At 69.5% G+C, this 12,531-nt stretch carries 5 protein-coding genes; 3 read left to right on the top strand and 2 right to left on the bottom strand.

Annotated features, from left to right (window positions below; genetic code table 11):
* Positions 1-87: 87 nt before the first annotated feature.
* Together OV287_RS10085 and OV287_RS10080 are read right to left on the bottom strand one after the other, a co-directional pair.
* On the bottom strand, positions 88-5,397 hold the full coding sequence (locus OV287_RS10085; protein ID WP_267533794.1) for a trifunctional serine/threonine-protein kinase/ATP-binding protein/sensor histidine kinase: 5,310 nt from the start codon (positions 5,395-5,397) through the stop codon (positions 88-90).
* 183 nt (positions 5,398-5,580) lie between these two features.
* Positions 5,581-7,299, bottom strand: coding sequence for an N-acyl-D-amino-acid deacylase family protein (locus OV287_RS10080; protein WP_267533793.1), 1,719 nt, complete (start codon positions 7,297-7,299; stop codon positions 5,581-5,583).
* Positions 7,300-7,370: 71 nt separating this feature from the next.
* Between OV287_RS10080 and OV287_RS10075 the strand changes: the two genes are divergently transcribed.
* From OV287_RS10075 to OV287_RS10065, 3 genes are all read left to right on the top strand, one after another.
* A complete protein-coding gene (locus OV287_RS10075) occupies positions 7,371-10,118 on the top strand; it encodes a phospholipase D-like domain-containing protein (protein WP_267533792.1) in 2,748 nt (915 codons plus the stop codon).
* Positions 10,119-10,200: 82 nt separating this feature from the next.
* Positions 10,201-10,959 (top strand): hypothetical protein, encoded by a 759-nt coding sequence (locus OV287_RS10070; protein ID WP_267533791.1) that lies wholly within the window; start codon positions 10,201-10,203, stop codon positions 10,957-10,959.
* A gap of 52 nt (positions 10,960-11,011) precedes the next feature.
* On the top strand, positions 11,012-12,424 hold the full coding sequence (locus tag OV287_RS10065) for a sigma-54-dependent transcriptional regulator (RefSeq protein ID WP_267533790.1): 1,413 nt from the start codon (positions 11,012-11,014) through the stop codon (positions 12,422-12,424).
* The last annotated feature ends 107 nt before the right edge of the window (positions 12,425-12,531 follow it).

The following is a 12,531-nucleotide window of genomic DNA, read 5'->3' as shown; positions in this document are numbered from 1 at the left end:
TTGGAGAACAGGGAGGAGTCCCTTCTCCACTCCCCAGCGGCCGGAGGTCCGCGCCAAGGCTTCCCCGGTCCCCCTCGCGCCGCGCCGCTATGAAGCCCTTGCCGAGGGGAGTGGAAGCTCCAGCGTGGCGACGGCGCCCTGGCCCGGCCCCTTGCTCATCAGGGTGAGCTGGCCCTTGAGCATCTGCGCCGCCAGCGCGCTCGCGTGGAGCCCGAAGCCGTGGCCCTCCTTGCGCGTCGTGAAGCCGTGCATGAACAGCTTCCCCATCAGCTCCGGTGCGATCCCCACCCCATCATCCGCCACCTGGATGCGCGCCACCTTGCCCTCTGCCTCCAGCTTCACCCAGAGGTTGCGCTGACCCTCGGGCACTCCGTCCAGCGCTTGTTTCGCGTTGCTGAGCAGGTTGATGAGGATCTGCAACACCTTGTGCTTGTCCACGTACGCTCGAGGCACCTGCGACACCTCTCGATGGACGGTGACGCCGTGACGCCGCAGCGCCGCCATCTGGATGCGGAGCGCGTCGTCGATGAGTCCGGACAACTCACACTCCTCCATCATCAGCGAGTTTCGCGCATACGTCTGCTGCACCTGGACGATGGCCCGGATGTGCTCGATGTGCCGGTTCATCTCATCCAGGTCCTCCATCAGGTGCATCTGCTCGCTCATCATGTCCTTCCCGAGCGCCGTCAGGTAGTCCGGGAGCTTGCCGCCACGCGGGTCCTTCGTCAGGAAGTCCGCCAGCTCCCCGCGGTGTTCCACCATCAGGGCCGCGGCCTGATTCAACCGGCCCACGCGCAGGGAGCCCACGGCCTTGCGCATCATCTCCAGGTTGACCACGGCACTGGTGAGCACATTGCCCACGTTGTGCAGCACGTTGGAAGCCACCTCCGCCATGCCCACCTCGCGCGCGGTGTCCACCAGACGCGCTTGGGCTTGCTTGAGCTCGTGCGTGCGCTCCTCCACCCGCCGCTCCAGCTCGTCATTGGCCTGACGCAGCTCCGTCCGAGCGCGCTGCACGTCCGCGTACAGCCGTGCGTTCTCGATGGAGATGGCCGCCTGCGAGGCGAGGTGTCCCAGCAGCACCAGGCGCGCCGGGCTGAAGGCGTTGGTGGTCAGGTTGTTCTCCAGGTACAGGGCCCCGGTGAACTGCTCCCGCGTCATCAGTGGCAGGCACAACACCGAGCGCGCTCCGCTGCGCGCCAGATAGGCATCGGAGGCGAAGGAGTGGGGCTGGGAGGCATCCCCAATGAGCACGTGTTCCCGCGTGCGCCGGACATAGGAGAGGAGCGTCCAGGGCACCGCGTGGTGACCGCCCTCGTCCGACGCCTCCATGGCACCGTCCGGGGAGGTCTGGAAGAGGGCCGCCACCGAGAGCGTGTCCCCATTGGAGAGCAGCAGCGCGCCTCGCTGGGCGCCCGCGTTCTCGAGCGCCGCCTGCATCAGCGCCGTCACCAGTCGCTCCAGTACGATTTCGCCAGAAATCGCCTGCTGCGCCTTGACCACCGTGAGCACGTCGATGCGGGTGGAGTCCGTGCTGCTGGTGGTCAGCGGATCCTGGGGAAGCACCGTGGAGGCAAGCGCCGGCCACTGGGACTCCAGGTGCTGGACCTTGGCCCGCGCTCCCCATTGCTGGTAGGCCGCCCGGGCTTCGCGCGCGAAGGCGTGGGCGACGATGGGCGACTGGCGTGTGCGCCAGAAGTTCGCCGCCAGCTCACTGGCCAGCCCCAGGTACGGCGTGGCCCCGTTCTCCCGGGCCACGCGGATGGACTCCTCGTAGGCCCGCGTCGCGTCCTCCGAGCGTCCGAGGAGGCGGGCCCGCTCCGCGAAGACGAGCCGCTCGAGCGCGCGGAAGTTCTCGGGACACAGCTCCGCCCATTGCGCGAGCTGCTGGTAGTGCTGCTCGATGGCCTCGAGGAACTCCCGCTGCTGCTCGGGAGAGGCCTCCTCGAAGCACGCGGCCAGCGTCAGGGCACGGAAGAAGTGGCCTTCGCGGGAGTTGAGGGTGCCCAGGTTGGCCCACAACAACCCGGCCGCCTTGTCCGCCGCTTCACGGGCTTCCGCGTAGGCGCCGCACATGAAGCGAGACTGCATCTTGAAGACCCAGTAATGGCACCGCGTGCCGCCCAGCCGCTCGGGCGTCATCCGCGCCTCGAAGGCCTGTTCGTCGAAGCCCTCCCCGCTCAGGGTCTGGAACGACAGGGAGTGGCCCCGCAGCTGTTGCACGTAGCGCTGGGTCACCAGGTGCCACTCCAGGGGATCCAAGAAGCCCGTCTTGCTCAGGTACTCGCCGCGCACGAGCGACTCCTGGTAGACCTCGTCCAGGGGGTGCCCCATGGCGAGGCGGTTGATGACGAGATAGACGCTGCAATAGGTGGCGGGCGCGACCGCCCCCTCTTGAAGCGAATGGTGCAGGCCGTTGAGGAGGATCTCCTGCGCCCGGGCGAGGGGCTGGACCCAGTAATGGCTGAACTGCATGCCGAGCAGCACATCTCCCCGGAGGGCGGACAGGTTGTAGCGCTCGACGAAGCCGAGGGAGAGCCGTGCGAAGGCCAGGCCCTCCCGGTGGCGCTTGAAGAACGAGCCGGTGATGACGGCGAACCAGACATATCCGAGCACGGCGGCGTCCACGAAGCCGTGGCGCAGGGTGAGGGAGACAATCCGGCTCAGGATGACGATGAGCAGGTGGGGGTTGGAGGAGTAGGCGCCCGGGAAGAGCTTGAAGAGGGTGGCGACGGTCAACTTCACGTCCGGGTCGGTCATGAGGGGCAACTCGATGAGGCTCTCGATGGGACGCTGCCCCAACAGGGCCCACACCTCTTCATTGGCGGCGACGGCCTCCTCCCACGTGGGCCGCATCGGCACCGGCATGCCCAGCAGCTCCAGGCACTCCCGGATGCAATTCATGCCCTGCAGGTACTCACCCGTGGCGAAGTGGATGTCCTGGGACAAGAGATAGGTGGCCACGGTGTCCGCGCGGGTGCGTGCCCGAGAGCGGAGCTCCGCGAGTTGGCGCTGGGCCTCGGAGGGGGAGCCGCTCATGAGCTCCGTGCGCACCTGGGCCATTCGCACCTGGAAGGCCAGGGCGTAGTCCGTCTCCCAGGGGTCACCGGGAATGAGCGAGAAGGCCGTCGTGAAGTAGGTGATGGCAGGGCGCAGCGCGAGCGCGGCCTGGGCCTTGTCGCCCGCCTCGGCGTTGAGCCGCGCGAGCTGGTGGCGCTCGGCGGGGTCCTCCATCAGCGCCACCCCGGCGTTGAGCTGGCTCACCACCTCGAAGAGTGACTCGCGCACCTGCTCCGGGGACAAGCTCTGGAGCAGCAACCGGCCGATGCGCAGGTGCACCTCCTGACGCTGCGCCTCGGAGCTGAGCGAATGGGCCGCCTGCTGGATGCGGTCATGCAGGAAGCGGTACGTCTCCGCCCCCACGCGCCCCAGCATGCCTTCGCGCAGCGCGGGCTCGAGGCCTTGCTCCACCGCCTCCACCTCGGAGAGTCCCGAGAGGGTGCCCAACATCTGGAGCGAAAAGGCGGTGCCCGCGCACGCCGCCAGCCGCAGCAGGTGCTGGGTGTCCGGAGGGAACTGGCGCAGCTTGTCCACCATGAAGTCGACGATGTTCTCCGAGTAGTCCCGGGCTCGGACGCCCTCGGCATCCCACCGCCAGCCGCCCTGAGGCAGGCGCACGAGCAGGCCCTCTTGATGGAGCGTCACCAGCAGCTGCAGCAGGAAGAAGGGGTTGCCCCCCGTCTTCTCGTGCACCAGCACCGCCAGGGGGGCCACCACCTCCCGGCTCGCTCCCGGGAGCGTCTCGCCCACCAACTCCTCCACCTGCTCCAGGTGCAGCGGCTCCAGCCGGATGTCCGTGATGCGCGTTCCCACCTCGCGCAACTTCCCCAACACCACCATCAGCGGGTGGGAGGGGCTCACCTCGTTGTCCCGGTAGGCGCCGAGCCACAACACCGGGGGACTCTCCGGATGGGACATCAACTGCTCGAGCAGCTTCAGACTGGAGGGGTCCGCCCACTGCAAATCATCCAGGAACACCACCATCGGGTGCTCCTGCGTGGCGAACACCGACAGGAACTGGCGGACCACCTGGAAGAAGCGGAGCTGCGCGTCGCTGGCGGGCAATGCTTGGAGCACGGGCTGCCGGCCCACCAGCGCTTCCAGCTGGGGCGCCATGTCCACGAGCAGCTGCCCCTGGCCTTCCCAGGCCTGATTCACCTGCTCGCGCCACCGGGCGAACTCCTCCTCGCTCCCAGCGAGCAGTTGCTGCACCAGTCCACGGAGGATCCCGGTCAGGGTGGCGTAGGGAATGTCCCGCTGGAACTGGTCGAACTTGCCGCGCAGGAAGAACCCGCGCCGCCGGACCACGGGCTTGTGCAGCTCGTTCACGACGGAGGACTTGCCGATTCCCGAGTACCCGCTGACGAGCAGCAACTCCGGCCGGCCCGTGCGCGCCACGTGCTCGAAGCCCCCGAGCAGCGCGGTCACCTGCGCCTCACGCCCGTACAGACGTTGCGGCAGTTGGAAGCGCTGGGGCTTGTCCTGCGTCCCCAGCGGGAAGACCTCCTGCGCGCTCCGGCTCAACGCCTCGCGGCAGCGCACCAGGTCCGCCCTCAAGCCCTCGGCGCTCTGGTAGCGCTCCTCGGCCACCTTGGCCAGCAGCTTCATCACGAGGGCGGACAGAGCCAGCGGCACCTGCGGATTCAGCTCATGGGGCGGTTTGGGCTTCTGCGCCATGTGAGCGTGAAACCACTCGAGCGCGTCCTGGGCCTGGAAGGGCCTGCGCCCCGTCAACAACTCGTAGCAAGTGACGCCCAACGAATAGAAGTCCGTGCGGTAGTCCACCGTGCGGTTCATCCGTCCGGTCTGCTCGGGCGACATGTACGCCAGCGTGCCCTCGATGAGATGCGTCGGCGCCGCCTCCAGATGCTCCACCTGCTGGAGCGTCGCCACGCCGAAGTCGATGAGCCGCGCCTCTCCTGACTGCTCCACGATGATGTTGGACGGCTTGATGTCCTTGTGGATGACGTCGCGGCTGTGGACCTCGGCCAGGGTGGAGGAAAGCGAGAGGGCCAGACTCAAGAAGCGGGAGACCTCCATCGGCTGGCCCGTGGACTCGGACAAGGCCTCACCATGCACCCGCTCCAGCAAGAGCAGGGGTCGCCCGTACAGCCGCTCACAGGCATAGGGCCTGGCCACCCCGCGCACGTCCCGGAGCCGCTGGAGGATGGCGAACTCCCGCCGGTACCGCTCGTTCTCGCTGGAACTGGGAGCGGGCGCCATCGGCGTCTTGATGATGAGGGGCACACCATCGGCTTCGCGCACCGCTTGGAACAGCACGCTCGACCCCGTCGCTCGGAGCGTGCCCAGAATTCGGTAACCCGGGATATCCAACATGAAGAAATGCCCCTGTGAGCCAGAGCCGCACCTCGAAGCTGCGTGGCGCCAGCCCCCTCTGATGGTATGCGGTTCCAGGTGGGGAGCGGTGACTGGGAATCGCTCCCACTCGTGAAAGCTCCTCGGACGCTCGCTGGTCGTGGGACCGGGAACGGAGCCTGGCTTGTGGACAGCCTGCCCCTGTCAGGCCGCGGTGACCCGCAGAGGACGTCCCGCCCGCTGCGGCCCCCGCTCGCCGTCAAGCAACGCGAGCGCCCCATTGACGAGCACCGCGCGGACACCTGTGGCATACGCGAAGGGCTGGGCATAGGTAGCCTGGTCCGCGACGCTGGCCGGGTCGAACACCACGACGTCCGCCGCCATCCCGGGTGCGAGCAATCCGCGATCCTTCAGGCGCGCACGCGCGGCAGGAAATCCCGACAGCTTGTGGATGGCCTGCTCGAGCGTCAGCACCTTCTTTTCACGCACGTACACGCCGAGCACCCGGGAGAAAGTCCCCAACGAGCGCGGATGCGGATGGCCGCGGCGCGCAGGCCCCTCCAGCGCCATGGCGGAGCCATCACTCGCCGCCATCCAGAGCGGGTGCGAGATGATGCGCACGAGGTTGTCCTCGCTCATGGCGAAGCCCACCATGCCCACGTTACCGCGGCTGCGCTGGAGCAGACCGACGGCTGCCTCATAAGGAGAGGTGCCAAGTGCCGCGGCATAGCTGCCGAGCCGCTGCCCTTCGGCGGCCCGGTCCGCAGCATGGGCCACCGCGGACACCATCACGTTGTCCCAGCCACCGATGCTCTCCACCTTCGTCATCGCCGCTTCCCGCAGGCGCTCTCCCATCCCCGGCTCCGAGAGACGCGCGAGAAAGGCGTCCGCACCACCATCCCGGCTCCAGGCGGGGAAGAGGTTGGTCAAGGTGGTCTGGTACGCCGTGTAGGGGTAGCGGTCGAAGGAGAGGTCGACACGCTCCTCCGTGCGCGCCCGCTCCAGTCGCGCGAAGATCTGCTCGAGCTTGCTCCAGTTCCTGCGTCCCGAGGTCTTCAAGTGGGAGATGTGGAGCGGGCAGCCCGCGCCACGCGCGACGGCAATCGCCTCGTCGATGGCTTCGAGGAGCTGCTCATCCTCATTGCGAATGTGCGTCGCGTAGACGAGCCCTCGCGCGCCGAGCGGGCGGCAGAGGGCAATGAGCTCCTCGAGGGAGGCGAACGCACCGGGCGTGTACTCGAGCCCGGAGGAGGCACCGCACGCACCTTCGGAGAGCGCGGCCTCGACGAGGGCCACCATCCTGGCCAACTCCTCGGGCGTGGCGGGACGATTCTCCTCGCCGATGACCGCCTTCCGCACCGAGCCGAGCCCGACCATGTTCGCGACGTTGACGGCGGGCGAGAGGCGCTCGATTGCCTCGAAGAACGCATCCATGCTCTCGAAGCGGTCCGAGCCACCTTCCGCCACGGAGGCACGCAAGCGGGGCGCTCGCGAGTACCCATCCTGTCCGGTGACCACGGTCGTCACACCCTGGCGAAGGACGGACTCGGCATTCGGGTCGTCGAACAGGGTGCCATCCGTATGGGAGTGGAAGTCGATGAAGCCCGGAGCAACGGCGAGCCCGCGCGCATCGATCAGGGTGCTCGCCCCGGCGCCCGCCAGCGCACCGATGGCGACGATGCGCCCTCCCGCGATGCCAATGTCCGCGGCCACGCCTGGCGCGCCCGTGCCATCATAGACGGTGCCGCCCTGGACCAGGACGTCGTAGGTTTGACCCGCCCCGGGCCTCTGTCCGCGTCCCGCACAGCCGAGCGCGCTCGCGCCGGCCAGTCCGAGCGCCGAGCCGAGCACCGTGCGGCGTGTCAGGGGAGCGGATGCGGTAGAGGTGGCCTGGCGGCGAATGGTGGGATGGGAGGGCGCCATGGGCACTCTATAGCCCGGACCCAGAGCCACCCACAGTGCCCTTGCGCTACGCTGGGCCCGCGCATCCTCCCATGCTCCAACGCCTGCTGATTCTCTTCGATGCCGGTTCGGCTCCAGCCCCGCTGCTGACCGCGGCACGGCGTCTCGCCCCTGCACCCGCGAGCATCCACTTGTATGGCCTCGCTCCCGAGCGCAGTGAGCCCGAAACCGACCCGCCCCCCTGCCTCACCGTCCTCGCCCACCTCCAGGAAGCCACCCGCGACTGGCCCGTGCCGGCCGACGTCAGCCACCAACTCGAGACCCACCTCGACGTTGGGGCCTTCACCCGGACAGTGGCGCAACTCGGCTCCGAGCTGGTCATCGTGGGACCGCTGCTCGGCACGTCACCCCGGGCGCGCGTGGGCGTCATCCTCGCGCTCACACTCCGCGAGCACATCCACGTGCTCTCGGTCGGCGCACACTGTCAGGGGACGCAGGCGCCCGGCGCTCGGATCGGCATCACGCTGGCCCCGGATGGCAGGGGACTGGGCTCGGTGGCGGCCTTTCTCACGGGGCACGCTCGGCCCGTCGAGCTCATCGCCCTCACCTCAGAGGCATCGCCGGACCGGGCCGGCGAGCTCCAGACGCTCTCGCGTGCCCTGGGCATCACCGAGACGCTGCGGGTCGAAACCCTCGAGGGAACTACGGACCAGGCGGAGGCGTTCGACTCGGCCGCGCTGCGATGTGGAGTGGACCTCCTGCTCGTGCCCACCGATGCCGTCGACGACCTCCACGCACTGAGCCTCGGCCTGTTTGGCGCCAGGGCCATGCAGGAGGCGCACGTCCCCACGCTGCTGCTGCCGCGCACGCTGCCCGCGGCCTCGCTCTTCGAGGAGCGCTACAGCGTGTCGGACGCGCTGGTCCTGCCGGGCCTGGAGCCCCGGTTCGCGGTCGAGCGCGTCGGCTTCCTGTCGAACGTCTCGGTGCCGGAGCCGGGCGTGTTGACGGTCTTCGAGGGCGGCGCACCCCTGGGTGGAGCACGGCACCAGGACGGCATCGCGGCCCTCCCCTCCGCCTGGTTCTCCCACGTGCGCGGAGAGCACTCCCTCGCCTTCGCCTTCACGGGCGGCGCCGCGGCCCGGGAGCTCGCCCCGAGTCACGTGCTCGCCCCCGAGCGGCCGCTGCTGCTCCTCGACAGCGGGCTCGACCAGGCCCCGCTCGAGGCCGCCTTCTCGGCCTTGGGCGAGGTGGCCCACCTCGTCTTCGTCCGCATGCGCGACAGCGAGCCGCTCGACATGCACCGGGAGCGCCTGCGCAGGAGCGTACCGGGCCTGGGGAGGCCTCTGCTGCTCGACGCCAGTGCATGGCTCGATGACGCGCGCGCCGAGGACATCCCGCGCCAGGTCGATGCCCAGCGCCTGCTGCGCGTGGCCAAGCGCCTCGTAGCTGGTGGAGCCCGCCTCATCGCGGTGGTCACCCGGGACGAGCACAAGCCCCGCAACCCGTTCATCCGGACGCTGACCCCGGACGAGCTCCTGCTCCTGCCAGGAAACCCCGTGCCGGAACCACTGCCGGTGCCTGAGGAGCCCGACCCCTTCTTCCGCGAGCTGACCCTGGCCGGGGGTGATGTCTACCTCGGGGGCCATGCCATCGACTTCGAGCTCGACAATGCCCGGGCGCGCGAGTCAGTGCTCGCCGCCATCGACGGCGCCCGGAGCACCATCCACTGGCAGTGCTACATCGTCGAGGACGATGCCATCACCACGTGCTTCACCGAGGCGCTCGAGCGGGCGGCGATGCGGGGCGTGCGCGTGCGCCTGCTCGTCGATGCGGTCTACAGCGGACACGGCTCGTTCGGCGCCATGAACCCGGCCCTCGCCAGCCTGTCCAAGGTGCCCAACGCCGAGGTGCGCGCCATCGCGCCCCTGACAGGGGTGCCGAGCCTCGCCGAGCTCAAGCAGCGCAACCATCGGAAGGTCATCCTCATCGACACGGAGCAGGCCATCATCACGGGCCGCAACCTGGGCGCGCCCTACTACACGGGCTTCGACGAGGTCCCCCTCCAGAGGACCTCGAGCTACCGCGAGGTGCCCTGGCTCGACTGCGGCGCGCGGCTCGCCGGACCGCTGGTCTCCGTGCTCGAAAGCGCGTTCCTGGCCGAGTGGACGCGCGCGGAGGGTCAGCCCTATCCGGTGCCCCCCGCCGCACCGGTGGGCCCCCTGCCGGCACGGCTCGTCCTGCACGAGGGCCTCGCGGACACCCACACGCTGGACACCCAGCTCGCGCTCATCCGCCATGCACGGTCGCGGCTGGTCATCGTGAACACCTTCCCGTTGCTCCTGGAGTTGCGGAACGCACTGGTCGCCGCGCTCCAGCGAGGTGTGCGCGTGGAGGTCCTCTTCGGCAGTGTCCGTCCCCACTACGGCCAAGGAAGCTATTTCCCCGGTGGAGCCATTCGCGAGGTGGCGGACTGGTACGTCCGCAGCCGCCTCGACGAGGTAATCGCCGCGGGCGGAGTGGCCTATGAGTTCGCGAGGCCTCCGGCGCCCACCTGGGAGCCCGAGCTGGAGCGGGTCTTCCCGCATGTGCACGCGAAGATCATGGTCTGCGATACGACCGCGGTCGCGTTGGGCAGCGCCAACCTGGACGTCACCGCGGCCTACTGGGAGAGTGAGGCCATGCTCGTCGTGCACGACGCGCCCTTCGCCGGGAGGATACTCTCGGCGCTGGAGCCGCTGCTCGCCGGCTCGCGGAGGATCGATCGCGAGGACGGCCAGTGGCGGACCGAAGCCGGGCAACGCGCCTGGGTCGGCCGCAACTGGCCATCGCTCATCGGCTGAGGGTGGCGTTCCACCGCCTCGGATCAGCCGCCCTCGAAGTGCGAGTGCCGTTTACCTGGATGTGTAGCTGGAGGAACACCTCATGCGTGGATTACTCATATCGACCCTGCTGCTGCTCTCCCTGCCGACGCTCGCCACCGAGACCCGGGTGGTGGTGCGCGCGCGAGCGAAGGACGGCAAATTCGTTGGCACCTCCATGGGCGGAGCCCGCGTGGTGCTGCGCGATGCGGAGACCGGCCAGGTATTGGCCAGCGGCCTCGCCACCGGCACCACGGGAGACACCCAGCGGTTGATGAAGCAGCCCCACGCGCGTGGCACGCCGCTCGCGGACGAGCAGGCCGCGAAGTTCGAGGCGGTGCTGGAGCTCGACGAGCCCCGGCTGGTGACAGTGGAGGTGTCCGCCCCCGAGGCCCAACGACAGGCGAGCGTCCGCGCCTCCACGCAGGTGTGGCTGCTGCCGGGCAAGCACCTGCAGGGAGATGGCCTCATCCTCGAGCTACCCGGCTTCGTGGTGGACGCGCTCGCGCCACAGGCACACGAGCGCCTCAAGCTCACGGGTGGCAAGCTGACGGTCCCCGTCCGGGCCAACGTCGTGATGATGTGCGGCTGCCCCACCGAGCCAGGGGGGCTGTGGGACTCCAGCAAGTACGAGCTCCAGGCCGTGGTGAAGCACGATGGCAAGCCCCTCACGAGTGTGCCCCTGTCTTACGCAGGGAAGACGAGCACCTTCGCGGGCGAGCTTCCCGTGCAGCAGAAGGGCGTCTACGAGGTCACCGTCACCGCGTATGACCCCGTCACGGGCAACACCGGCGTGGACCGGACCTCCTTCCTCGTCGAGTAGTCACAGCCCGCTCCCGGAGGCAGCCCGAAAAGCCCGTGCCGAGCCGTCCCCCGTGCCCTTGCGCTACGCTGGGTCCGTGCACGCCCCTCTTGCTGCCCCGAGCCCCCAGGTGTCCGGCCCGCGCATCCTCCTGGTGGATGATGACCCGGGCGTCCTCAAGGGCCTGCGGGGCCTGCTCTCCGACGAAGGCTTCTCCCCCGTGGAGGCCCGCTCCACCGCCGAGGCCCTGCGCCTGCTCGACGCACCCGGCCAGCCCCCGGCGCTGATGCTGTTGGACCTGCGCATGCCTGGAGAGACGGGACTGGAGCTGCTCGCGAGGCTGCCCCGTCCCCTTCCCGTCCCGGTGGTAGTGCTCTCTGGCGAGGCCTCCCCCGCCGAGGCCGTGCAGGCGCTGAAGCTGGGCGCCACCGACTTCGTGGAGAAACCGCCCTCGCCCGAGCGGCTCCTCACCGCGCTGCGCAACGCGCTGGCCCTCAGCGAGCTGCGCGAGGAGCAGCAGCGGCTGAGGGAGGAGCTGGCGCGCCCCGGGCACCTCGTGGGGGACAGCCCCGCCATGGAGTCCCTGCGCACGCTCATTGCCCGCGTGGGGCCGAGCGACACGGCCATCCTCATCACCGGCGAGACAGGTACGGGCAAGGAGCGCGTGGCCCGGGCGCTCCACCTCGCCTCCGGGCGCAAGGGGCGGCTGGTCGCGGTCAACTGCGCCGCCATTCCCTCCACGCTGCTGGAGAGCGAGCTGTTCGGCCATGAGCGCGGCGCCTTCTCGGGCGCCACGGCGCGGCGACTCGGGCGCATCGAGCAGGCCCATGGCGGCACGCTGTTCCTCGACGAGCTGGGGGACATGCCGCTGGAGCTGCAGGCCAAGCTGCTGCGCGTGCTGGAGACGAAGGAGGTGGAGCGGCTGGGGGGCGGAATGCCCGTTGCCGTGAACGTGCGCATCCTGGCGGCCACGCACCGGGACCTGACGCTCGCGGTGCGCGAGGGGCGCTTCCGGCAGGACCTCTACTTCCGGCTCAACGTGCTCCCCCTCGCCCTCCCTCCCCTGCGCGAGCGGCCCGAGGACATCCTCCCACTGGCCCGCGCCTTCGCAGCGGAGCTGGCCGGGCCGAACGTGCTGCTGGTACTGGCGCCCGGTGCCGAGGATGCCCTGCGCGCCTGGCCCTGGCCCGGCAACGTGCGCGAGCTGCGCAACTTCATCGAGCGCCAGAACCTGCTGCGAGGCGGGGGTCCTCTCACCCTGACGCCCGAGTCCCTCACGGGTGCGGCGGCACTGACGGCAGCGGCCCCCGCGCGACTCGTGCTCGGACAGAAGAGCTACCGCGAGCACGTGGACGACTTCGAGCGCACCCTCATCAAGGCCGCGTTGGAGGAGGGAGGCAGCATCGCCGGGGCCGCGCGCCTGCTCCAGGTGGACCGGGGCAACCTCCACCGCCGCCTCAAGGCACTCGGCATCCCCGCGACATGAATCCCCTCTCCCCCTGGGAGAGGGCTGGGGTGAGGGTCTTCCCCCAACCTGGGCCCACGGTCCGCCGATGTCATAGGCACATCACCCCGAGACATCAGGATGTCGGG

The sequence above is a fragment of the Archangium lansingense genome (assembly GCF_026626635.1).
GTDB classification, from domain to species: Bacteria; Myxococcota; Myxococcia; order Myxococcales; family Myxococcaceae; genus Archangium; species Archangium lansingense.
This window is presented reverse-complemented; position numbering and strand designations above follow the sequence as displayed.

Excerpts from the sequence above, each read along its gene's own strand:
- OV287_RS10080 (WP_267533793.1), bottom strand. The coding sequence starts at position 7,299 with ATGGCGCCCTCCCATCCCACCATTCGCCGCCAGGCCACCTCTACCGCA.
- OV287_RS10075 (WP_267533792.1), top strand. The coding sequence starts at position 7,371 with ATGCTCCAACGCCTGCTGATTCTCTTCGATGCCGGTTCGGCTCCAGCC.
- OV287_RS10070 (WP_267533791.1), top strand. The coding sequence starts at position 10,201 with ATGCGTGGATTACTCATATCGACCCTGCTGCTGCTCTCCCTGCCGACG.
- OV287_RS10085 (WP_267533794.1), bottom strand. The coding sequence starts at position 5,397 with ATGTTGGATATCCCGGGTTACCGAATTCTGGGCACGCTCCGAGCGACG.